This is a genomic window from Verrucomicrobiia bacterium (genome assembly GCA_026414565.1).
Classification (GTDB): domain Bacteria; phylum Verrucomicrobiota; class Verrucomicrobiia; order Limisphaerales; family Fontisphaeraceae; genus Fontisphaera.
Genome location: JAOAIT010000055.1, coordinates 100,843 through 123,486 on the forward strand (window position 1 = coordinate 100,843; position 22,644 = coordinate 123,486).

Here is a 22,644-nt window from a genome sequence, read left to right on the forward strand (position 1 = left end):
TCAGCCATTGTGATTATGCGCATTCTGTCATTGTGGTGGAGAAATCTCGGTTGGGCGGCCGTGGTGGGGCTGGCCGCCGGTGTGTGCGCCCAGGAGGCCACCAACACCTCCGTCATCCTCACCATCGAGGGCCGCGTGGAAGTGGCCCGCGCCGGCCAGGACGTGTGGACACCCGCCCAGCCCAATCAGGTGTTGAATCCGGGCGATCGGGTGCGGACGGGCCGCGACAGCCGGGCCAGTCTGCGCTTGTACAACCAGAGCGTGCTGCGGTTGAGCGAGGTCACCACCATGGTCATTCAGGCCCCGCCCAACAAGAAAAGCCCGCTGCTCGATTTGAAAAACGGGTCTGTCTTCATGTTTGATCGCGGCAAGCCGTCGGATCTGGAATTTCGCGCCAAAAAAGCCTCGGGCGCGGTGCGCGGCACCGAGTTTTTCCTGTCCACCGCCGAGGAGGGCGAAACCGTGCTGGTGGCGGTGTTTGATGGAGCGGTGCAGGTGAGCAATGAAGTGGGCCAGGTGGCGCTGAATTCAGGCGAGCAAACGCTGATCGAAGAGGGCAAACGGCCGGAAAAGACCGCGGTGATCAACGCGATCAATCTCATTCAATGGGGCCTGTATTATCCCGGCGTTTTGGATCCGCGTGAGCTGCAACTCGATCAGGTGCCGGAGCTGGCTCCTTCCCTGGCCGATTATCGGGCGGGGGATTTGTTGGGCGCCCTGGCCAAGTACCCGGCGAACCGTGAGCCGGCCAGCGATGCCGAGCGAGTCTATCGGGCGGGGCTGGCCCTGGCGGTGGGGCGGGTGGAGGCGGCGGAGGCCCTGCTGCAGCAGGTGCCGGCGGGCAGCGCCGCAGCGGCAGGAGCGGGGGCGCTGCGCACGGTGATTCAGGCGGTCAAATTCGAGCAGCGGACTGCTCCGCCGCCGGCTCCGGCCACGGCTTCGGAATGGATGGCGGAGTCGTATTATTACCAATCGCGCTCGCAACTGCCCTCGGCGATGAATGCCGCCCGCCAGGCGGCGCGGCTGTCCCCGGACTTCGGTTTTGCGCTGGCCCGGATGGCGGAGCTGGAGTTCAGTTTTGGGCGAATTGGCGCCATGGAAGCGCAACTGGACCGGGCCTTGACTCTGTCACCGCGCCACGCCCAGGCTCATGTGCTGCGCGGGTTTGCGCATGCGGCCCGGGGGCGCATCACCGAAGCCCTCAGTTGCTTCGAGCAGGCCATTGCGCTGGACGGCGCCCTGGGCAATGCCTGGCTGGGCCGCGGCCTCTGCCGCATCCGGCAGGGGCAGGCGCAGGCGGGGCTGGAGGACTTGCAAACCGCCGCGGCACTGGAGCCGCAGCGCTCGCTGCTGCGCAGTTATCTGGGCAAGGCCTACAGCCACGGACGCGATGCACGGCAGGCGGCGCATGAGCTGTCCCTGGCCCGCAAACTGGATGCGGGGGATCCCACGCCCGTCTTTTATCGCGCCCTCCTTCATCGGCAGGAGAATCGGCTCAATGCGGCGGTGCGTGATTTGGAGGAATCCATCCGGCTGAATGACAATCGCAGCGTGTATCGCTCGCGGTTGTTGCTGGATCAGGATCGCGCCGTGCGCAGCGCCAATCTGGCGGGCATCTATCAGGACGCCGGCCTGACCGAGGTGGCGGTGCGTGAGGCCTTCAAGGCGGTGTACAGCGATTACGGCAATTATTCAGCGCACTTGTTTTTGGCCAACAGTTACGATGCCCTGCGCGATCTGCGCGGCACGGTGTTGCGCTACGAGACACCGTGGCTCAGCGAGTATCTGCTGGCCAATCTCCTCGCGCCGGCCAATGCGGGCGTGCTCTCGCCACAGATCAGTCAGAACGAATATTCACGGCTGTTTGACCGTGACCGGGTGGGCCTGGTCAGCCTGACAGAATACGCCAGCAACGGCGACTGGCTCCAGAAAGTGGCCCAGTATGGTGTGCTGGGCGGCACGGCATGGTGCCTGGAAACTTTGTATCTAGCGGAGAACGGCTACGGCGCGCCCAACCGGCAGATGGAGCATCTGACGGTCTCGCTCAAAGTCAAGCAACAGGTGACGCAACAGGATGGCCTGTATTTTCAGGCGGTGTACTTTGACGGGGCCATGGGGGATGTCTCGCAGCGTTATGATCCACTGACCACGGTGCGGACCTTCCGGCTGAAGGACAATCAGGAGCCGTTGTTGATGGCGGGTTATCACCGGGAATGGAGTCCGGGCCATCACACGCTGTTGTTGGTGACACGGCTGCATAATCATCTGCGCGTGAGCAACCCGGCGCAACGAACCATGATTCTCGACTATTCGTTTGCGCCGCTGGCGGGGGTCATTCGGGTGGGGTTGGTGCAGGAACTGGATGAGCGCTCGGAAATCTACACGGCCGAGCTGCAACAAATCATTCAGCGTGAGCGCCACAACACAGTCCTCGGCGGCCGCCTCCAGGCGGGGGAATACGATGTGACCAGCCGCCAGCGGAATCCCACAGTGTTTCCCGCCTTCTTCTCGCCGGGGTTTGCGGCCAATCAATCGGTCTCGGTGGAACTGAGCCGCTTCGGGGCGTATGCTTATCATTCGTGGGAGATTGCGCGGCCGCTGACCCTGATGGCGGGCGTGGCGTATGATCATTTTCAATATCCGGTGAATCTGCGGCTTTCGCCGGTCTCCGCCCGGACCGAGTCGGTGGACCGGATCTCCCCCAAGGCGGGCTTTATCCTGACACCTTATCAAGGGGCCACGGTGCGCGGCGGTTATGCGCGTTACCTGGGCGAGGTGGGCTTTGAGCAGAGTTTTGTGCTTGAGCCCACCCAGGTGGCCGGCTTCAACCAGGCGCTGCGCAATCTGGTGCCGGATGCCCTGTTTGGCCCCACGCCGGCCTCCCGCGGCGAAATCTTCGGCCTGGCTTTCGAACAAAAACTGCCCACACAAACTTATTTGGGCGCGAGCGGAGAGCTTCTGTTTTCGGATGTCAATCGGGAGCTGGGGGTGTTTGCTTTACGGGAATTGCCGCCCTTCCGGCCGGAGACGACCCGCGAGCAGTACGACTTTCGGGAGCGCACTTTGCGCTTGTATGTCAATCAACTGCTGGGTGAGGAGTGGAGTCTGGGGGCCAATTACCGCCTGAGCCACGCCCAGGTGCAGCAGCGCATCCCGGTGATTCCGGAGACGCTGAGTCCGCTGGCGGCGGCGCAGACGCGGGGCCTGCTGCATCAACTCCACCTGTACGTGGCCTTCAATCATCGCTGCGGCTTCTTCAGCCGGCTGGAGGGCATCTGGTCCCAGCAGCACAATCAGGGCTTCAACCCGGACCGCCCCGGGGATGACTTCTGGCATTTCAACGCCTTTGCCGGTTACCGCTTCAAACGCGGCCGGGCGGAGATCAAACTGGGTGTGCTGAATCTGGCGGATCAGGATTACCGCCTCAATCCGGTGAACACTTTCCTCGAATTGCCGCGCGAGCGCACGTTCTTTGCCTCGCTGTTCTGGCGGTTCTAACTGGCGGCCTGGGCGGCCACACCGTTGCCGAATGGGCTCATGAGGAGCCGGACGGATTCGCCTTCCTGCTCTGCCGGTGTGGGGCTTTGCGGGATGGGGCTGGGGGGCAAATAACCAGCAGAGGGAAAATGCCGGAGAATAGTTGCGCTTGCGGTGAATACGGTTAACTTATTTTTCGTATAAGCAAATACCTGGCAGCCATGCAGCGGGCGTCCATCATGCTTTTGGGGGGCGCGGCGGTGGTGTGTTGGCTGGTGCCGGCCCTCGGGGCCGCGCCGGCGCCGCGCACCACGCCGGTCACCATTCATTACAACCGCGATGTGCGGCCGATTTTGTCCGACAACTGTTTTCACTGTCACGGGCCGGATGAAAAGGATCGGAAGGCCGATTTGCGGCTCGATACCCGGGCCGGGGCAACCGATCCGCGGGATGGTATGCCGGCCATCGTGCCGGGGCATCCCGAGAAAAGCCTCTTGTGGAAACGCATCACGACAACGGACCCCGATGATCTGATGCCGCCGCCCGCCTCGCACAAAAAATTGACCCCGGAGCAAAAGGAAATCCTGCGGGCATGGATTGGCGCGGGAGCGCCCTATCAGCCGCACTGGGCTTTTGTGCCGCCACAGCGCCCCCCCATGCCGCCGGTCAAACAGTCATCCTGGGTGAGGACGCCGGTGGATCGTTTTATTTTGGCGGAGTTGGAGGCGCGGAAACTCAAACCGTCCCCGGAGGCCCCGCGGGAAACGCTGGTGCGGCGGGTCAAACTGGATTTGACCGGTCTGCCCCCCTCTCCGGAGGAGGTGGAGGCCTTTGTGAAAGACCGGCGGCCGGATGCCTACGAGCGCATGATTGAACGATTCATGGCCCTGCCGGCGTATGGCGAGCACCAGGCGCGATACTGGCTGGACGCGGTGCGCTACGGGGATACCCACGGCCTGCATCTGGATAACGAGCGCGGCCATTGGCCGTATCGCGACTGGGTGGTGAAGGCGTTCAATGACAACAAGCCGTTTGATCAATTCACGATCGAGCAAATTGCCGGCGATCTGCTGCCCAACGCCACGCGGGAGCAACTGGTGGCCTCGGGGTACAACCGCTGCAATGTCACCACCAGCGAGGGCGGGGCGATTGACGAGGAGTTTTATGTGCGTTATGCGGTGGACCGCACCGAGACCACGGCCACCGTCTGGATGGGATTGACCTTGGGATGCGCCGTCTGCCATGACCACAAATACGATCCCATCTCACAAAAGGAGTTCTACCGGCTGTACGCCTTTTTCAACAACGCCGCAGATGCGGCGATGGACGGCAACGCGCTCCTGCCCCCGCCTTCGCTCAAGCTGCCCACCCCCGAGCAGGAAAAACAGTTGGCGGACTATGAGGGGCGGATTGCAGCCCTGGAGCAGCGCATCCGGCAAACCGCCGCCGGCTTGAATTATACCGATCCAGCCACCCTGACCAACGCGCCCAAGGCCCAGCCGGTGGAGGTGGTTTGGGTGGACGATGACTTTCCGGCGGGCGCCAAACCCCAGTACAACGGCGGCACGCCCGCCACGCAATGGATTGACAGCAGGCAGGGGCCGGTGCACAGCGGCCAGCGCGCACTCAAACGCACCGCCAGCGGGCTGGCGCAGGACTTTTTTAACACCACCAATGCCCTGACGCTGGGGCCGGCCGCCCGTCTCTTTGCTCATGTTTATTTGGATCCGGCGAATCCTCCCAAGGCCATCATGTTGCAATTTCATTCCAACGGTTGGGAGCATCGGGCCAACTGGGGGGATGCCCAGGCGATTTCCTACGGCGCAGGCAACGCGCGGGTGCGGACGGAAATGGGCCCGCTGCCCCCCGCCGGCCAGTGGGTGCGGCTGGAGGTGGAGGCGGAAAAGGTGGGTTTGCGGGCGGGAGACAAACTCACCGGCTTTGCGTTCACTCAATTTGACGGGACGGTTTTTTGGGACCGGGCCGGGGTGCAGAGCACGCCCGACCCCGCCAGTGACCCGGCCCATTCGTTGCTGGCGTGGCTCAAACAGATGCGCGCGCTGGGGGATAATGCCAGGCTGCCCGCCCCGCTGGCGGAGTGGGTGAAACAACCGCCCGAGAAGCTCAAGCCGGAGCAGCAACAAAAGTTGCGCGAGCATTATTTGTCCCAGGTTCATCAGCCGTCGCGCCCGGTGTTTGAGCCGCTGTTCAAAGAGTTGCATCCGCTCAAAGAGGCCCGGCAAAAACTGGATGAATCCATCCCTTCCACCTTGATCATGCGTGAGCGCGAAGGCGCGCAGCGGCGCAAGGCCCATGTGCTCAAGCGCGGCCAGTACGATCAACCGGGCGAAGAGGTGACGCCAGGGGTGCCGGCCTTCCTGCCGCCCTTGCCGCCCTCGGCCACCACCAACCGGCTGGATTTGGCCCGCTGGCTGGTGTCGCCGCAGCATCCCTTGACGGCGCGGGTCATCGTGAATCGTTTGTGGCAGCAGTTCTTCGGGGTGGGCATCGTGAAGACAGCCAATGATTTTGGCATGCAAAGCGACTGGCCCTCGCATCCCGAATTGCTCGACTGGCTGGCCACGGAATTTATTGCCATGGGCTGGGACGTGAAACAGTTTCAAAAAATGCTGCTGCGGTCGGCGGCCTACCGGCAGGATTCCAAAGTCACGCCCAAGTTGTTGGAGGTGGATCCGGAAAACCGGTTGCTGGCGCGCGGGCCGCGTTTTCGTCTGGATGGCGAGGTGATTCGCGACAGCGCCCTGTTTGTGAGCGGCCTGTTGAATCCCAGGATGGGCGGGCGCGGGGTGCGCCCCTATCAGCCGCCGGGCATCTGGGAGGCGGTGGGCTACACCACCAGCAACACGGCCAAATACACTCAGGACCACGGCGAGGCCCTGTACCGCCGGAGTTTGTATGTGTTCTGGAAGCGCACGGCGCCGCCGCCGATTTTCACCACCTTCGATGCGCCTTCGCGGGAGTCCTCCTGCACGCGCCGGGAGCGCTCCAACACGCCCCTGCAGGCGTTGCTGCTCATGAATGATATTCCTTACGTGGAATGTGCGCGGCAGCTTGCCACCCGCATGCTGAAGGAGGGGGGGAGTTTGCCGCCCCAGCGTTTAACCTATGGGTTTCGCCTGGTCACCGGCCGCGCGCCGTCCGCGTCCGAGATGAACATCTTGCGGCAGTCGCTGGAATCGCACCTGGCCCGCTACCGCGCCAACACGGAGGCGGCGCGCCAACTGGTGCGGGTGGGTGAATGGCCCGTGGACGAATCCCTGGACACGGCCGAGCTGGCGGCCTACACGCTGGTGGCCAATTTGTTGTTAAACCTGGATGAAGTGGTGACCAAGAATTAGGGCGCATCACATCCTGAAGCAAAACGCATGCATCCGCTGGACGAATTCATCACGCTGCAAAATCGCCGGCACTTTTTCAAAAATGCCGGCCTGGCGGTGGGCCGCATTGCGCTGGCCGGGCTGCTGTTTCCCGAGGTGCTGAAAGCTGCCGTGAGCAGCGGCCCCCGGCCGGCCGGACATCCGCATCCGGCCCTGCCGGGCCTGCCGCATTTTGCGCCCAAGGCCAAACGCATCATTTACTTGTTCATGAATGGGGCGCCGTCGCAGATTGATCTGCTGGATTACAAACCCAAGCTGGCGGAGCTGTTTGACAAGGACATCCCCCCCTCGGTGCGCGGCAATCAGCGGCTGACGACCATGACCTCCGGCCAGACGCGATTTCCCATCGCCCCATCCATTTACAAGTTCAAGCAGTATGGCCGGAGCGGCGCATGGTTCAGCGAGCTGTTGCAGCACACGGCGACCGTGGCCGACGAGCTGGCCATCATCAAAACGGTGCACACCGAGGCCATCAACCATGATCCGGCGGTGACCTATATCCAGACCGGCAGCCAGATTCCCGGGCGTCCCAGTCTGGGTTCATGGCTGGCCTATGGCCTGGGGAGCGAATGCGACAATCTCCCGGCGTTTGTAGTCATGACCCCGCGATGGTCCGCCAAACGCGATGCGCAGGCCCTTTACCAGCGATTGTGGGGCAGCGGCTTTCTGCCCTCCAAATACCAGGGAGTGGCGTTGCGGGCCAAGGGCGATCCGGTGCTCTTTCTAAAAAATCCGCCGGGGGTGGACGCGGAGGCGCGGCGGGACATGCTGCAGGCCTTGAATCGCATGAACGAGCAGCAGTTCTTGCGTTATGGGGATCCGGAAATCCAAACCCGCATTGCCCAATACGAAATGGCTTTTCGCATGCAGGCTTCGGTGCCGGAATTGACGGACATTTCCAAGGAGCCGCCGGAAGTGCTCAAACTGTACGGGCCGGAGGTGACGGAACCCGGCACTTTTGCCCACAGCGCCCTGCTGGCGCGCCGGCTGGCCGAGCGCGGGGTGCGGGTGATTCAGATTTTTCACCGGGAATGGGATCATCATGGCGATTTGCCGCGCGATCTGCCCCTGCAATGCCGGGATGTGGATCACGCCTGCGCGGGATTGATCAAGGATTTGAAGCAGCGCGGCATGCTCGAGGATACCTTGGTGGTGTGGGGGGGCGAGTTTGGCCGCACGGTCTATTGCCAGGGCCCGCTTTCCCGCGACAACTACGGCCGGGATCATCATCCGCGCAATTTCTGCGTCTGGCTGGCGGGCGGGGGCGTCAAACCGGGCATCACGTACGGCGAGACGGATGATTTCAGCTACAACATCGTGGATAAACCGGTGCACATCCGCGACTTGAACGCCACCATCCTCCACTGCATGGGCATTGATCACGAGCGGTTGACGTATCGGTTTCAGGGGCTGGATCAGCGGTTGACGGGCGTGGAACCATCGAAGGTGATCAAGGATATTTTGATTTAACTAATCCGGCCATCGCGCCGGTGTCGCTGGTGCCCCAGCTTGGGCACGGCGTCCCTGGCTGGCGGACAGGACCAGGGCGTGCCTGCCGGCCGGTTCATTTGGGCCTGACAAACCTTGCGCCGGGCCTTAGGATGCCTCCCATGCAGCCACGCTTGCTTGCAGTGTCATTTTTTCTTGGGACTCTTCTGGCCGCGCAAAGCGCCACGTATTCGGACCGCTTCGTCTGGGTGTTTGGCTGGGGGCTGGGCCGGGATGCCGACGTGGAGGAGATCAACCGGGTATTGGAGTCGGCGGGACGCAGCGGCTTCAACGGCGCCATGTTTTCCTTCGGCCTGGATACCTTGTGCAAACGCAACGCCGACTACTTCCGGCGCCTGGAGGCCGTGAAGGCCGCCTGCGCCTCCAACCAACTGGAGTTTATTCCTGCCCTCTTTTCGGTGGGTTACGGGGGCGGCATTTTAGGGCATGACCGGAATCTGGCCGAAGGGCTGTGGGTGGAGAACGCGGTGTTTGAGGTGAAAGGAACTGAGGCCCGGCATGTGCCCTCGCCGGTGACGTTAAACAATGCGGGCTTTGAAGAATACAATGGCCAGCGGTTTCGCGGCTTCAATTTCCATGATCAGCCGGGCGAGGTGAGTTTTGTGGACACCGCCGTCAAGCACGGCGGCCAGGCCGCGTTGCGGATGGAGAATTTTGCGTCCAATCCCCATGGTCATGGGCGGGTCATGCAGGAAATCCGCGTGGAACCCCGGCGCTGCTACCGGGTGAGCGTCTGGGTGAAGACCGAGAATTTGCAGCCGGCGGGCGCCCTGCGGGTGCAGGTGCTGGCGGGCAACCGCAGTCTGGCCCCGCGCGAATTCAATCTGCCCGCCACCAGCGATTGGCGGCGGCTTTCCCTGGTGTTCAACAGCCTGACCAACACCCTGGTGCGCCTTTATGTGGGGGTGTGGGGCGGCCGGGCGGGGCGATTCTGGACGGATGACTGGTCCCTGGAGGAAGTGGGCCCGCTCAATGTGTTGCTGCGTCCGGGCACGCCGGTGACGGTGCGCAGCGAAGATTTGCAGATCACGTACTCGGAGGGGCGGGATTATGCGCCGCTCACGGATCCGCAGTTTAATTTCTACCAGATTGAGCGGCCCTCGCCCGCCTTGAAACTGCTGCCCGGCTCGCGCCTGAAGGACGGCCAGCGGGTGCGCGTGAGCTGGTATCATCCCATGGTCATCCATGAATCCCAGGTCACGGTCTGCATGGCCGAGCCGGCGTTGTATGAAATCTTTGACCATGAGGCGCGCCTGCTGGCGGAAAAGGTGCGTCCGCGTAAAATCATGTTGAACATGGACGAAGTGCGCATGGGGGGCACCTGCATGGCCTGCCGCGGGGCGGACATGGCGAAGCTGCTGGGGCAATGCGTGACGCGGCAGGCCGGGGCGCTGCGCCAGCATAACCCCGGCGCGCAGATTTATGTGTGGTCGGACATGTTGGATCCGAATCACAATGCACACGGCGATTATTATTTGGTGGAAGGCGATTTTACCGGCTCATGGAATCATGTGCCCAAAGATCTGGTGATCGCCGTCTGGGGCGGTGATCCGCGCCCCAAAAGCCTGGAGTTCTTCGCCCGGCAGGGATTCTCCACTTTGGTGGCCTGCTATTATGATGCGGATGATCTGCAATCCACCCGGGGATGGCTGGCGGCGGCCAAAAACCTCCCCCGCGTGCGCGGATTCATGTACACCCCCTGGACGAGGAAATATGGGTTGTTGAAAGAGTTTGGCGCTTTGTTGCAAGGGCCTCCATGAGCACGGCCGCATTCGCCGGCACGACCGGGCTGCCGGGCCTCCGGCAGCGTTGAGGGCCATGCTTCAGGGTTGAAGAATGGGCGGTTTGGTTTAGAGTGTGAAGGTATGTTGAGCGCCCGGCGGCAAGCGGCCAAAGAACGCTTCCTTGAATTTCTCGCGCGCCAGAAATTGCGGCTGACTGGCCCGCGCCGCGCCATCATTGATTGCGTTTTCAGCACCAGCGAGCACTTTACCGCCGAGCAATTGCTGGGCTGGGCGCGGGCGGTGGATCCCACAGTCTCACGTGCCACCGTGTACCGGACGCTGCCCTTGTTGACGGCCAGCGGGCTGGTGCGCGAGATGGATTTCGGGCGGGGGCAGAAGTATTACGATCCCAATTACGCGGAGCACCCGGAGCACAACCACATCATTTGTGTGGACTGCAACAAGATTTTTGAATTTGAGGACGAGCTGCTGCTGAAGCGGGAGGACGAGATCAGTTTCAAAATGGGCTTCAAACCCCAGGCCCGGCGCCTGCAGCTCACCGCCTCCTGCGAGGAATTGCGCCGGCGCGGCATCTGCAAAAACAAGGACGAGGAGGAGCATGCGCACGAGCATCCCGCTCCGCCGGGCGCCGGCAGGGGCGGCAGGCGGCGCCGGCCCGGACGCTCCGCCTAGCGGCCAGGGGCGGACCGGCGGAAGGCCGGCGGGGACTTCCTGTGAATCGCCCGCCTTCGGGGGGGAGGCGCAGGAGTTGATTTTTGCCGTGAGGCCGCCTGTGCTCCGTGCAGTCCTTGCAAGAAGACGCGGGTGATAAATTGGGCCCGTGTCTGATTGAGGCCATGATCCGGATTGGCCAGGTGCGCCAGCACATGAAAGGCCATCATGCCATAGATGGCCAGGGTGGCTTCCGTGGCATCCAGGGCCGGATCAATTTCCCGCCGCTGTTGGGCTTCGCGCACCAGTTGGACGACAAAGTTGAAATTGCGCTGGGCGCGGGCCAGGCAATAGGCGGGGTTGGGCACCTCGCGGGGGGCGGCAAACATGGTGGCAAAGCCGATGCGCATCAGCTCCCGATTGCGGCGCGCAAATTCAAATTGGGCCTGGATGAGCGAGATGAGTTGGGCCTCAAGCGAGGGGCCGGCCTGGATCACAGACTCCTGCAACAGCCGCAGCCGCTCATCGTAAGCCAGGTCAATCAGGGCGTGGTAAAGGCCCGCCTTGTTGCCAAAATAGTAGTACAGGGTGGGTTTGGTGACCTTGGCATCATCCACAATATCCTGGACGGACGCGCCGGCATACCCGCGCTCGGCAAAATGCTTGAGTGCCGCGCGCAGCAAACGCTCCCGGGCTGAGGCATCCTGGGCCTTCATGTGCGCCCGCAGCTTAGGCGGGTGAAGGGCAACTGTCAAACCCGCCGGACGTCATTGCATCGGAGGGGCCGGAGGGTTAGCATACCTTTATGCGTGCACCATGGATTTTGGGGATTGCCATGTGTCTGGTGGGCGCCGCCGCCAGCGCAAGGGCCGCTCATGCCTGGAAACAGGCGCCGGGGGAAGTGGCATTGACGCAGGACGGCCAGGTGCTGTGGCAATTTCGTTTTGGCGAGCAGGAAACGAAGCCGTGTTTTCATCCAGTGGCCCTGCCCGGCGGGCCGGCGCTGACCTGGCATCGGCCCGCCGACCATCGCTGGCATTGCGCGTTATGGTTTTCGTGGAAATACCTGAACCAGGTGAATTATTGGGAGGAGGATGCCCGAACGGGGCTGCCCGCCGGGCGGACGGAATGGACGGCTCCCCAGGTGGAAACACGGCCCGATTCTTCCGCGCGCCTGCAGATGGAGCTGACCTATCGGCCGGCCCAGGGGAGCGCCGTGATGCGGGAGCAACGCATCCTTGAAATTGCGCCGCCCGGGGCCGATGGCACCCAACAACAGGATTGGGTGTGCGTGTTCACCGCGCTGGCGCCCCAGGTGATTCTGGATCGCACCCCGCCGCCTCCCGGCCCGGATGGCCGGGGGCCGGGGGGATACGCCGGTTTGTCGGTGCGGCTGGTGCGCGAGTTTGAGGACGTTCAAGTCTGCACGCCCACGGGCGCAGTTTCGCTGGCCACCGGCCGTTACCGCGGCAAGGCGGCGGCGGTGGATTATTCCGGCCGGGTGGGGGACAAGGAATGTGGCATCGCTTTTTTGGATCATCCGCAAAATCTTAATGCGCCTTCGCCGTGGTATGTCATCAATGACGGGCCCATGCGCTTTGTGAATGCGGCCGTGGTGTGTTTTGGGCCGCACACCTTGAAGCAGGGCGAGACTTTGACGTTGCGGTATCGGGTGATGATTCATCCGGGGCGGTGGACCCCGGAGCGACTGCAGCGGGAGGTGGAGCGGTATCAGCGCCAGCAGTAAGGGCGGGCATGAGTGTGCCAAATCAGGCCACGGCTGCAGCAGCCGGCCGGCGGGCGCGCCGCCGCTGGCTGGCATTGGGGATGTTTGGGCCGCTGGCACTTTTGCTGGCGCTGGCCTTGTTGGAGGGGGTGGCGCGGCTTTTGGGGCATCGCCCCTTTGCTCCGGCAACGGTGAACCTGAAAGTTGAGCCCGGGGGGCGGCTGTTCCAGGCGCACCCGAAATTAGGTTACACCCATGTGCCGGGCCAGTTCACCGTGACGCTGGCCGACGGTTACACTTTCAAGATGACCCACGATACCAACACGCTGCGCCTCACCCATTCGCCGGGACAGAAGAAACCCGCCCGGCCCGGGTTGTGGGTGATGGGATGCTCGTTTGTGCACGGATGGTCATTGAACGATGAAGAGACCATGCCGTGGCAGTTGCAGCAACTGCTGCCGGAATACGAAGTCTTCAACTTTGGCGTGAACGGCTATGGCACGCTGCATGCCTGGTTGCAGTACCAGGAGTTTTCCACGCGCCTGCCCAGGCCCCGGGTGGTGGTGGTGGATTACGCCTATTTCCACGATGAACGCAATGTGCTCACCCGCGCCCGCCGCAAAGCCGTGGCGCCGTACAACCGGCTGGGGCCGATTCATCAACCGTGGGCGCGGCTGGACCGCCACGGCTGCCTCATCGTGGAACACACCCCCATGGATTACGTCCCCTGGCCGGGGCAGCAGACTTGGGCGCTGGTGAACTGGTTGGAGCAGGGATACTGCGCACTCGAAAGCCGCTGGGCGCGCGGCCAGGCGGTGAGCCTGGCGGTGTTGCGCCAGTTTGCCCGGCAGTGCAGCGAGGAAGGCGTTTATTTGGTGGTGGCGGGCATTACCCGTGGCAAGGACACCGCGCGCGTGTTGCAGGCCTGCGCCGAGCTGGGCATTCCCACCGTGGACATCTCGGTGAGTTTGTCCGAGCCGGGCAGCCGCAACCTCCCCCACGATGATCATCCCAGCGCCCGCTCCCAGGCCGAGTACGCCCGCAAATTGGCCGATTTTCTGCGGCAACGGGCGCCTTTGTCAGGGCCAGGCAATGAAATCAAGGCGTCCTGGCTCCCCAACTCCATCGCCTTGGATAACGCGGAGGCTGTTGCAGCCGGAGATTCGGACAGCGCTTTGAAAAGAGCGCCTGACTAAGTCAACAAGCAATCGCCCTTGGAAGAAAGATCCCGCGGGTGGAGTGGCCGGTGTTATTGGGATTGGAAAGGAGCTCAGCCCGGGTTAGTTTCCGGCGGTCTTGGCACATGGCAACACGAGGATCCATCCGGTTGGATGTGGCTTTGGTGGCCCGCGGGCTGGCGCCCAGCCGCGAGAAAGCCCAGCGGCTGATTCTGGCGGGACAGGTGCGGGTGGGGGGGCACAAGGCCGCCAAACCAAGCCAGCCGGTCAGGGAAAACGACGTGGTGGAGGTGGTCGAACGGGAGAAATATGTCAGCCGTGGCGGCCTTAAATTAGAACATGCCCTCCATTATTTTGGCGTGGAGGTGGCGGGCAGGGTGGCGGTGGATTTGGGGGCAAGCACGGGCGGCTTCACTGATTGCCTGTTGCAACACGGCGCGGCGCGGGTGTACGCGGTGGACGTGGGGACGGGTCAGTTGGCCTGGAAGCTGCGGCAGGATGCGCGGGTGGTGGTGCGGGAAGGCACCAATGCGCGTTATTTGCAGCCCGCAGATTTGGGGCCTGAGTTTGCGGGGGCGGACCTGGTGGTTATTGATTGCTCGTTCATCTCCCTGCGCAAGATCCTGCCTGCCGCCGTGCGCGTGGCGCGGGCCGGGGCCGGCATTCTGGCCCTGGTCAAACCGCAGTTTGAGGCGGGCAAGGCCGAGGCCGATCGCGGCGCCGGCGTCATCCGTGATCCCGCCATTCACGAGCGCGTGTTGCGGGAGCTGGCGGATTTCGTGGCAGGCCAGGGTAATTTGCGCTGGCGGGGGCTTACGGAGTCCCCTATTCTGGGGCCCGCAGGCAATAAAGAGTTTTGGGTGTGGCTTGAAAACGAATCCGCACAAAATCCAACGGGTGGGGCTGCTGGCCAACCCGGATAAACCCAACTGCCGCGCGGTGTTGCACAAGGCCGAACGCTGGCTGCGGCAGGCGGGACGCGAGGTGTTGACGGAGAGCGGCACCCGGCGGCTGGCGCGGCTGCACGGGGAATGTGTGCCCACCCCGGCCGAGCTGGCTCACGCCTGTGATCTGCTGCTGGTTTTTGGCGGGGACGGCACCATGTTGCGGGCGGCGCGGGACGTGGGCGGCGCGCCGACGCCGATTCTGGGGGTGAATGTCGGCGGCCTGGGCTTTCTCACCACCGTTTCTTCCCAGGGCCTGGAGGCGGCGCTGGAGCGGGTGCTGGCCGGGGAGTTTGATCTGGATGTGCGTCCGCTCATCAAAGCCACGGCGATGCACGAGGGGCGGCCGGTGGCCTACCGGGCGCTCAATGATTTTGTGATCAGCCGAAGCGGCGGCTCACGGCTGGTGGAGCTGGAGGTGTATGTGAACGGCGAGGAGCTGACGCGCTACCGTTGTGACGGACTGGTCATCAGCTCGCCCACCGGCTCCACGGCCTACTCGCTGGCGGCAGGGGGCGCGATCGTGCATCCGGCCGCCCAGGCGTTTGCCTTGACGCCCATCTGCCCGCACACGCTTTCCAACCGCTCCGTGATCCTGAGCCTGCATGATGTCATCAAGGTGGTGTCGCTCACCGCCCTGCCGCAGGTGATGCTGGCGGCCGATGGGGAGCCGGCGCTGACCCTGCCGGTGGGCGCGGCGGTGGAAATCACCCGCAGCCGGCGCAGTGTGCGACTGGTGCGGTTGCACGGGGCCAATTTTTTCAACACGCTGCGCTGCAAACTGGGTTGGAGCGGCGCGCACGTCTGAGGTACACTTGCGGCATGGTACGCTTGAAAGACATAGCTGCCCGGGCGGGGGTGACGGTGATGACCGTCTCGAAGGTGATGCACGACGCGCCGGATGTTTCCGCCGCCACCAAGGCGCGGATTCGGGCCCTGGCCGAGGAGATGGGGTACATGCCCAACGCCATGGCGCGGGGCTTGCGCAGCCGCCGTACCCGGCTGTTGGGGGTGGTCATTTCGGCGGTGACCAATCCGATGTTTGGACGGGTGCTGCTGGCCTTGGAAGAACAGGCCCATGCGCATGGTTATGATTTACTGCTGGCCCATACGTTAAACGATCCCGCGCGGGAGGAGCAGGTGATTCGCCGCATGTTGTCCCGGCATGTGGAGGGGCTGCTCATCAGCCCGGTGTACCGCTTGCAACCCACGGCCCCCATCTACGAGGAGCTGCGCCGGCGCAACGTAAAAACCGTGTTGCTGGGACATCGCGCCCCCTTCTGTGAGCACCTGGTGGCGGTCGAGACGGCGGACTTTGAGGCCAGCCGGCAGTTGACGGCGCATCTGCTGGAGCTGGGGCATCGCCGCATTGCCTACCTGGCCGGGCCGGTGATTTCGCCCGGCAATCGCGAGCGTCTGGAGGGGCACCGGACGGCCTTGCGCGAGGCGGGCATTGAACCGGATGATCGGCTGGTGTTTCACGCCGGGGCCACAATCGAGGAGGGGGAGCAGGCCGCCGCACAACTGGCCCAGGAGGCGGTGCGGCCCACCGCTTTGATGGCAGTGAATGATCTGGTGGCCATTGGTGCGGCCCGGTTTCTCCTGAGTCAGGGCTGGCAAATCCCGCAGGACATTTCGGTGGCCGGCTTTGGCAATGTGCTGCTGGCGGAGCATTTCCGCGTGCCCTTGACGACCGTGCGGCAGCCCAAGTTGCGTTTGGGACGCACGGCTTTTGAATTGTTGCTGGGCTTGCTCAAAGGGGAGGTGGTGCAGTCGGTGCGGCTGCCGGCCCAGGTCATCGTGCGGCAAAGCACGGCGCCTCCCCCGGCGCCGGCCGGCGAATCTTCCATCTCCCCGGCGTCCTGAACTCAGGCCGGGATCGTGGCCGCTACTTCCGCTCCTTCCACAAGTAGGCCCGCCGGGAATTCTCCATCGCCACCAGCCGCAGCGTTTCGGGGCCTTTCTCGCCGAAGTATTTTTCAATAAGCCCGATCACGATGTCGTAGGGGGCGAACAGCTCACTGACAGGATAATTGCTGCCGAAGATCAGCCGGTTGATGCCAAAAATCTCCGTGGCGGCATCCAGTACCGGCCGGTAGTAGTCCAGCTCGCGCGGGGCGCGAAAATCATCGCGGCGTGTGCCCTCGACCAGCCCCGAGACCTTGAGAAAAACCCGCTCATGCTCCGCCACCGCTTTCATGGCGTCCACCCACTGGGCCGGCGGGGCCTTCCCGTCAATGGTGAGGTTGGCCAGGTGATTGATGACGATGCGCAGGCGGGGATTCTGTTTGGCCACCTGCGCGGCCGCCGGCAGTTGCGTGGGCAGGCAGTTGAAATCCAGCGTCAAATCGAAGTCCGCCAGCAAACCCAGCGCGCGCTCGGCGGATTTCTCCGTGGCCTTGGGCGAGGCGGCGCCGCGCACGCGGATGCCGCGGAAGAGGGGATTGCGGCTGAGCCGGCGCAGGTGTTTTTCAAATTCAGGATCTTCCAGAGCCAGCCGGCCCACAAAGCCCAGGATGAATTTATCCCGGGCGGCCTGCTCAAGCACCCAATCATTGTCGGCCAGCCATTCACTGGCTTCAACGACGATGGTGCCCGCCACGCGGTGTTTGGCTGACACTTTGCGCAGATGCGCCGGCAGCACGGGGCGGTAGAGGCGGCCCTCCTCGCGGGGCGGCCAAGGCACCCCCTGGGGACGGGTGGGGTCATAGATGTGGGTGTGGCAGTCCACAAAGGAAACTTTGGCCGGGGCGGATTTGGCGGCGGCCCAGCCGGGCGTGCTGGTGGCCAGCGCGGCGGTGGCCAGCGCGGTGGATTGCACAAAGTGGCGGCGATTCCAATTCATAAATCAATGCATTGCGCGAGCCTTTGATAAAAGAAATCCCTGCGTGGCACAAGCAAGAACGCAGACGGTCCCGGTAAAAACCGGGTCCTGGCGGCGGCCGCCATTCAAGCCCTCGCCTTGAGGGAGCGCAGACCCTCCTGGTGGGACACGGGCACGAGCAGGCGATCCATGCCCATCACCGCCAGCCCGGCGGCGCGATGCCGCGGCGCGGCAGTGCAGAGCACCTCGCCAAACCGCGCCCACATGGCGCCCCGCTCGATGGCCCGGCTGAGATATTCAATGACGGCGGGGGGCAGTTCGACCAGATGGCCGGGGAGCACCACCTGGCGCAGTCCCAGCACATTCAGCGCGCCGGCAATAACAGTGGCGGCGGCCTCCAAGGAATCAGCCAGCCATGCGGGCATGCCGTGCTGCTCGATCTCCGCCACCAGCTCCGCCCACGACGGGCTGCGGTGGGCGTGGCGTGCCTCGGCCAGACTCCGGAGCAAACCGGGGCGCGACACCAGCGTCTCCACGCAGCCACGGGCGCCGCAACCGCACAGGCGCTGGTTGCCGGCCACCGGGGTATGGCCCAGCTCGCCGCACAAGGGCAGGGGATTGTCATAGAGCTTGCCCTGTTTGACGATGGCGCCGCCGACCCCCTGGCCAAAGTCCACCAGGAGAAAGTTCTGCGCTTCAGGATGAGTGGCCAAGTGACCCAATGCCAGGGCGCGGATTTCCTGAATCATCAGGGCGGGCAGTTTGACCACCTGCTGCACCAGTTCCGGCAGGCTGACCTTTTCCGACCAGTGCAGATTGGGGGAAAACAACACCCGGCCGGCTTTTTCATCCACAATCCCCGGCACGCTGATGAGCGTTCCCCATAATCCGTGGAGAGAGAGTTTTTTGATGGTACGCGCCAGTTGTGCCTGCCAGGCCTGGGGAGAATCCGGGGTGGCGAAACGGTGGGTCCAGTTGTCCTCGCGCATGCGCAAGGGCAGGGCCGCGAGGCGGGTTTCGGCCACATCCAGCTCGATGGCCAGAAAACGTTGCTGCTCGTCGTTCAACCGCAGACGCCGCCCGGGCCGGCCCACTTTGGGGGCGGCTTCCTCCACGCCGTTGGGCAGGGCCGACTCATCGTCCTCGAGGAGCACGCCCAGCTCAAGCAGCTCGGAAGTGATTTTGCCGATGGTGGGCTGGCTTAGTCCGGCCACCTTGGCCAGTTCCGCGCGGCTGGCCTCACCCAGCCGCATCAAAGCCCCCAGCAGGGTGCGTTCGTTGGCCCGCCGCAGGGAGGCGGGTATGGCTGCCGTGCTGATTCCAACCATGATATCTATGCGGACTGCTCCAGAGGCTTGCGACCCAGGAGGCCATGAGCCATCTCGCTGCCTGCCTTTGCCCGGCGCACGCTTGCGCGGGTGCAGGCTGCAAGACCTACTGCGCTCAGTCCTTAAACCACTTTGCGCTCATTTGGCAAGTCGCATCTTTGCGGCAGGGCGCTGAAGGTGTTGGGCGCAGGGCCCGCGCGCAACGGTGGCACGGCCCCCCACGGCGCAGGCTGGCATTTCAGCACCGCGTGGGCGCGGCAGGGGACCTCCAGCTTGGCATAGAGCCGGCGGACGTAAGTCCGCACAGTGTTGATGCTGATGGCCAATTGATCCGCAATCTGTTTGTAGGGGTAACCCAGGGCCAGGTATTCAAGGATCTCTTTTTCCCGCGAGGAAAGCCGGGCCAGATGCCGGCTGGCCATTGTCTGACCCTGCACCCGTTGGATGAGCTGGCGTGCCACTGCGGCGGAGACAGGCGACAGGCCCCGCGCCAGTTGCTCCAACTTGCCCAGCAGGCTTGGCGGAGGTTCATGCCGCAACACATACCCGCAGGCGCCCTGGGCCATGGCCGCCACCAGCCGCTCCGGGTTTTCGTCCGGCGCCACCACCACCACGGCCGTTTCCGCGTGGGCCAGGCACAAGCGATTCACCTCCACCGGCCAGCCGGCCTCCCGCCAGTCCACATCCAGCAGCAGCAAATCGGAAGGGCTGTTTCGGCAGTGCGCGCACCATTGGGCGGCTGAAGCATAAACGCCTACGCAGTGAAACGAGGGCGATTCGTTGATCAGAGGAACCAGCCGGGCGCACCAGGCCGGATCGGCAGAGATGAGGGTGAGGGTGGTGGCCATGGCCGTTTCAAGCAGGGGTGGACGCGGGATGTGGCCCCCGGCGTCCCGGCGGCAGCCTGCGGCCGGGGCGTGCGGCGGTGTGCGGAGCGAAGCCGCTTGGGCGGGGGTGGCAATAATTTATTAACATAATTAAGTAATTAAAAATTCTTCCGTTTCTTGGCAAGCACTTTTTTTGGCTTTTGCGGTTGCCCCCCGCGGCCCCCCTGTGCCAGCCTTGCGCCATCCTCAAGACATGGAAGCCGTGAAGTACCTGGTACGCGGGGCGGATCAACGTGAATACGGGCCGGTGGAACTGCCGATGGTCCGGCAATGGCTGCAGGAGGGGCGGCTCAACGCGGCCAGTTTGGTGCGCCGTGCCGACAACCCCGAATGGCGGGCGGTGGGCACGATCCCGGAGCTTGCGGATGTGGTGATTCCCCCGCCGGTGATGGTGGCGCCCGCGGCGGTGGCCGCCGCCCCGCCAACCGCCGCGGCAGGGCCGCGCGTGAGCGGCCTGGCGGTTGGCTCCCTGGTGGCTGGGCTGTTAACGCCGTGCACGCTGGGTTTGTCCGGCTTGTTGGGCGTGGCGCTGGGGGTGGCGGCGTTGGTGAAGCTGCGGCGCGAGCCGGGCCGCTGGTGGGGGCGCGGGCTGGCGGTGGCGGGGCTGGCCGTATCGCTCGCCCTGGGGCTGGTGATGCTGATCTTCCTGTTGGCGGTGGGGCTGCCGAATCTCTACCGGGCGCGCGAAACCGCCCAGCGCAATGCCTGTCTCAACCATTTGCGGCAGATTGATGCGGCCAAGGAGCAGTGGGTGCGCGAAAACAAGCAGCGGGGAGCCGAGGCGCCCACGTGGGAGGACCTGGTGGGGCCGGGCAAATTTTTTCAGGAGAAACCCGTTTGCCCTGCCGGCGGCACCTACACGATTGGGGACATGATGACCGAGCCGACGTGCTCGATCCCCACACACACCCTGCGATACCCCATCACGCGCCGCCCGCCGCGTTAAGCCCGGCGCGAAGAGTTGGCGTTCACAGCGTCGGCGCCGATGGCCTGTGGATGGCGGCGGCCGTTGGGACCTTCAGCGGCGGCTTTGGCCTCCAACAGCTTCTTGTATTCCGCCAGCGCGAGCAGCGGCCAGTTGTTCCGGTACATGTCGTATTTCAGGTAGAACACCTGGGGGAAACCGGTGCCGGTGGTCTCGTCCTCCGACCACGAGCCGTCCGGGTTCTGGGTGCGGATCAGATATTCGACGCCGCGGCGGATGCTGGGGCGGTCGGGGTCGCCGAAGGCCAGCAAACCCATCAAGGCCCAGGCGGTTTGGGAGGCCGTGCTCGGGCCCTGGCCTTTGAAGACCGGGTCATCGTAAGTGTTGCAGCGTTCCCCCCAGCCGCCGTCTTCGTGTTGCACGCTTTCGAGCCAGTCCCGGGCGCGCAAGAGCCAGGGCTCGTGCATGGGATAGTTCAGGGCGGAGAGCCCGCGGAGGGTCTGCCACGTGCCGTAAATGTAATTCACGCCCCATCGCCCAAACCAGGAGCCGTCCGGCTGCTGCTCCTTCCGGAGATATTCGAGCGCGTGTTGCACCTGGGGATCGGTGAGCGGGGTGCCCACCTTGCCCATGACTTCCAGGATGCGGGCGGTGATGTCGGCGCATTCCGGGTCCAACATGGCGTTGTGATCCGCAAAGGGCACCTTGGTGAGCACGCTCTTGGTGCAATCCTTGTCAAAGGCGGCCCAGCCGCCGTCTTTGCACTGGAAGGAGAGCATCCACTTGTACCCGCGCTGAAAGACTTCATCCCGGCGGCGGGGGTCATCGGTGGGAACCAGGCGCAGGCCCAGCAGGACCATGGCGGTGTCGTCCACGTCCGGATTCCATTTGTTGTTGAACTCAAAGACCCAGCCGCTGGGTTCGACGGGCGCGGGGTTTTTATGCACCCAGTCCCCCCGGAAGCGGATTTCGCGATCCATGAGCCAGCGGGTGGCGGCCACCAGTTGGGGATGATCGGCGGGCACGCCGGACTCGCGCAAGGCGATGAGCGTGATGGCCGTGTCCCACACAGGCGAAAGACATGGCTCGATGCGCACGGTGTCTTTTTCTTCGTGCTCCAGCTTTTTCAGCTCCCGCTCCGCGCGCACCACTTCCGGATGGTCATCGGGGTAGCCCAGCGCCTTGAGGGCGATGAGCGAGTTGAGCATGGCCGGAAAGATGGCGGCCAGCCCGTCACTGCCTTCGAAGCGCTCGAGCATCCATTTCTCGGCGCGTTTGAGCGCCGTGCGCCGGAAGGGATGGATGCCGGCCCGCGCCCACAGCTCGGCAAACTTGTGCAGTTTGTCGAGCCACAGGAAGAAATTGCGCCAGGTGAACCATTTGGGATCGGGGGCCAAAGCCAACTGATGCTCCTGGTAGCCGTCCGGGTAAAGCTCGTCCAAATCCACCGGCGGGTTGGGCCGGCGGGTGGGCTTGAAATGATTGATGATGGCCAACGGCACGAGCATGGCGCGGGTCCAGTTGCTCATGTCGTGGAAGTTGACGTGAAACCATTTGCCCAGGAGGATGACCTCGCAGGGAATGGTGGGCACGTATTTCCACGGATACAACCCCAGCAGCGCCAGATAGAGTTTGGAAAACGTGTTCATGCGCGGCACGCCGCCGAGGTTTTTGGCAACTTCGCGCGCTTTGAGCATGCGGGGATCAGTGATGGGCACGCCGGCCAGTTTCAAGGCCAGGTAGGCCTTGATGGTGGCGTTCACCTCCGAGGGGCCGCCGTAATAGATGTTCCAGCCGCCCTCGGGCAGTTGCAGCGAAAAGATGTGGTTGACCGCCTTGCGCTGCCACTCCGGGTCCACTTTGCCATTCCAATGGTGGTAGGCCACCATGTCCGCCACCAGGGTGACGTCCACAATCAACTCACCAATCCAATAGCAACCGTCCCGCTGCTGGCTCAGCAGGTATTGTTGCGAACGCGCCATGGCTTGCTCCAGCGCGTTTACTGACCGGTATGCTTGGGATGCCTCCCGGAGGGCGGTCTGTTTCCCTTCC

General features: G+C 63.7%; 16 protein-coding genes. 11 read left to right on the top strand and 5 right to left on the bottom strand.

Going from position 1 to position 22,644, the window contains the following annotated elements; translation table 11 throughout:
• Nucleotides 1-15 precede the first annotated feature (15 nt).
• The 5 genes from N3J91_13210 (at nt 16) to N3J91_13230 (ending at nt 10,801) form a co-directional block, all read left to right on the top strand.
• Nucleotides 16-3,498, top strand: a complete 3,483-nt coding sequence (locus N3J91_13210) for a TonB-dependent receptor (protein MCX8157380.1) — start codon at nt 16-18, stop codon at nt 3,496-3,498.
• 200 nt (nt 3,499-3,698) lie between these two features.
• Nucleotides 3,699-6,836 (top strand): PSD1 and planctomycete cytochrome C domain-containing protein, encoded by a 3,138-nt coding sequence (locus N3J91_13215; protein ID MCX8157381.1) that lies wholly within the window; start codon nt 3,699-3,701, stop codon nt 6,834-6,836.
• Between the two features lie 27 nt (nt 6,837-6,863).
• Nucleotides 6,864-8,345 (top strand): DUF1501 domain-containing protein, encoded by a 1,482-nt coding sequence (locus N3J91_13220; protein ID MCX8157382.1) that lies wholly within the window; start codon nt 6,864-6,866, stop codon nt 8,343-8,345.
• Between the two features lie 140 nt (nt 8,346-8,485).
• Nucleotides 8,486-10,144 carry a hypothetical protein gene (locus N3J91_13225; GenBank protein MCX8157383.1) on the top strand — a complete coding sequence of 553 codons (1,659 nt, stop codon included), beginning with the start codon at nt 8,486-8,488 and terminating at the stop codon, nt 10,142-10,144.
• Nucleotides 10,145-10,249: 105 nt separating this feature from the next.
• Nucleotides 10,250-10,801, top strand: coding sequence for a transcriptional repressor (locus N3J91_13230; protein MCX8157384.1), 552 nt, complete (start codon nt 10,250-10,252; stop codon nt 10,799-10,801).
• Here N3J91_13230 and N3J91_13235 read toward each other — a convergent pair.
• Entirely contained in the window at nt 10,798-11,496 is a 699-nt protein-coding gene (locus N3J91_13235) for a TetR/AcrR family transcriptional regulator (GenBank protein ID MCX8157385.1), read from the bottom strand. The two genes, N3J91_13230 and N3J91_13235, sit on opposite strands and share 4 nt — an antisense overlap.
• An 89-nt stretch (nt 11,497-11,585) precedes the next feature.
• On the opposite strand from N3J91_13235, the gene N3J91_13240 reads away from it, so the two are divergent.
• The 5 genes from N3J91_13240 to N3J91_13260 all read left to right on the top strand — a co-directional run bounded on the left by N3J91_13240 (nt 11,586) and on the right by N3J91_13260 (nt 16,494).
• A complete protein-coding gene (locus tag N3J91_13240; GenBank protein ID MCX8157386.1) occupies nt 11,586-12,527 on the top strand; it encodes a PmoA family protein in 942 nt (313 codons plus the stop codon).
• Between the two features lie 8 nt (nt 12,528-12,535).
• On the top strand, nt 12,536-13,702 hold the full coding sequence (locus tag N3J91_13245; protein ID MCX8157387.1) for an SGNH/GDSL hydrolase family protein: 1,167 nt from the start codon (nt 12,536-12,538) through the stop codon (nt 13,700-13,702).
• Nucleotides 13,703-13,809: 107 nt separating this feature from the next.
• Nucleotides 13,810-14,607: a TlyA family RNA methyltransferase gene (locus N3J91_13250; GenBank protein ID MCX8157388.1), complete on the top strand. Its 798-nt coding sequence runs from the start codon at nt 13,810-13,812 to the stop codon at nt 14,605-14,607.
• Nucleotides 14,552-15,436 (top strand): NAD(+)/NADH kinase, encoded by an 885-nt coding sequence (locus N3J91_13255; protein ID MCX8157389.1) that lies wholly within the window; start codon nt 14,552-14,554, stop codon nt 15,434-15,436. The genes N3J91_13250 and N3J91_13255 overlap by 56 nt, the downstream gene beginning before the upstream one ends.
• A 14-nt stretch (nt 15,437-15,450) precedes the next feature.
• On the top strand, nt 15,451-16,494 hold the full coding sequence (locus N3J91_13260) for a LacI family transcriptional regulator (GenBank protein MCX8157390.1): 1,044 nt from the start codon (nt 15,451-15,453) through the stop codon (nt 16,492-16,494).
• Nucleotides 16,495-16,516: 22 nt separating this feature from the next.
• On the opposite strand, the gene N3J91_13265 is transcribed toward N3J91_13260, so the two are convergent.
• The 3 genes from N3J91_13265 to N3J91_13275 all read right to left on the bottom strand — a co-directional run bounded on the left by N3J91_13265 (nt 16,517) and on the right by N3J91_13275 (nt 19,628).
• Complete coding sequence (locus tag N3J91_13265; protein MCX8157391.1) at nt 16,517-17,473, bottom strand: amidohydrolase family protein; 957 nt, start codon at nt 17,471-17,473, stop codon at nt 16,517-16,519.
• Between the two features lie 104 nt (nt 17,474-17,577).
• Nucleotides 17,578-18,780, bottom strand: a complete 1,203-nt coding sequence (locus N3J91_13270) for an ROK family protein (protein ID MCX8157392.1) — start codon at nt 18,778-18,780, stop codon at nt 17,578-17,580.
• Between the two features lie 122 nt (nt 18,781-18,902).
• Nucleotides 18,903-19,628, bottom strand: coding sequence for a response regulator transcription factor (locus N3J91_13275; protein MCX8157393.1), 726 nt, complete (start codon nt 19,626-19,628; stop codon nt 18,903-18,905).
• Between the two features lie 232 nt (nt 19,629-19,860).
• Here N3J91_13275 and N3J91_13280 point away from each other — a divergent pair, with 232 nt between their 5' ends.
• Entirely contained in the window at nt 19,861-20,613 is a 753-nt protein-coding gene (locus tag N3J91_13280; protein ID MCX8157394.1) for a GYF domain-containing protein, read from the top strand.
• Here N3J91_13280 and shc read toward each other — a convergent pair.
• Nucleotides 20,610-22,586, bottom strand: coding sequence for a squalene--hopene cyclase (gene shc / locus N3J91_13285; protein MCX8157395.1), 1,977 nt, complete (start codon nt 22,584-22,586; stop codon nt 20,610-20,612). The genes N3J91_13280 and shc overlap by 4 nt on opposite strands.
• Nucleotides 22,587-22,644 lie beyond the last annotated feature (58 nt).

Bases quoted from the DNA above. Each gene is read 5' to 3' on its own strand.
- N3J91_13210 (MCX8157380.1), top strand. From the start codon at position 16: ATGCGCATTCTGTCATTGTGGTGGAGAAATCTCGGTTGGGCGGCCGTG.
- N3J91_13215 (MCX8157381.1), top strand. From the start codon at position 3,699: ATGCAGCGGGCGTCCATCATGCTTTTGGGGGGCGCGGCGGTGGTGTGT.
- N3J91_13220 (MCX8157382.1), top strand. From the start codon at position 6,864: ATGCATCCGCTGGACGAATTCATCACGCTGCAAAATCGCCGGCACTTT.
- N3J91_13225 (MCX8157383.1), top strand. From the start codon at position 8,486: ATGCAGCCACGCTTGCTTGCAGTGTCATTTTTTCTTGGGACTCTTCTG.
- N3J91_13230 (MCX8157384.1), top strand. From the start codon at position 10,250: ATGTTGAGCGCCCGGCGGCAAGCGGCCAAAGAACGCTTCCTTGAATTT.
- N3J91_13235 (MCX8157385.1), bottom strand. From the start codon at position 11,496: ATGAAGGCCCAGGATGCCTCAGCCCGGGAGCGTTTGCTGCGCGCGGCA.
- N3J91_13240 (MCX8157386.1), top strand. From the start codon at position 11,586: ATGCGTGCACCATGGATTTTGGGGATTGCCATGTGTCTGGTGGGCGCC.
- N3J91_13245 (MCX8157387.1), top strand. From the start codon at position 12,536: ATGAGTGTGCCAAATCAGGCCACGGCTGCAGCAGCCGGCCGGCGGGCG.
- N3J91_13250 (MCX8157388.1), top strand. From the start codon at position 13,810: ATGGCAACACGAGGATCCATCCGGTTGGATGTGGCTTTGGTGGCCCGC.
- N3J91_13260 (MCX8157390.1), top strand. From the start codon at position 15,451: ATGGTACGCTTGAAAGACATAGCTGCCCGGGCGGGGGTGACGGTGATG.
- N3J91_13265 (MCX8157391.1), bottom strand. From the start codon at position 17,473: ATGAATTGGAATCGCCGCCACTTTGTGCAATCCACCGCGCTGGCCACC.
- N3J91_13270 (MCX8157392.1), bottom strand. From the start codon at position 18,780: ATGGTTGGAATCAGCACGGCAGCCATACCCGCCTCCCTGCGGCGGGCC.
- N3J91_13275 (MCX8157393.1), bottom strand. From the start codon at position 19,628: ATGGCCACCACCCTCACCCTCATCTCTGCCGATCCGGCCTGGTGCGCC.
- N3J91_13280 (MCX8157394.1), top strand. From the start codon at position 19,861: ATGGAAGCCGTGAAGTACCTGGTACGCGGGGCGGATCAACGTGAATAC.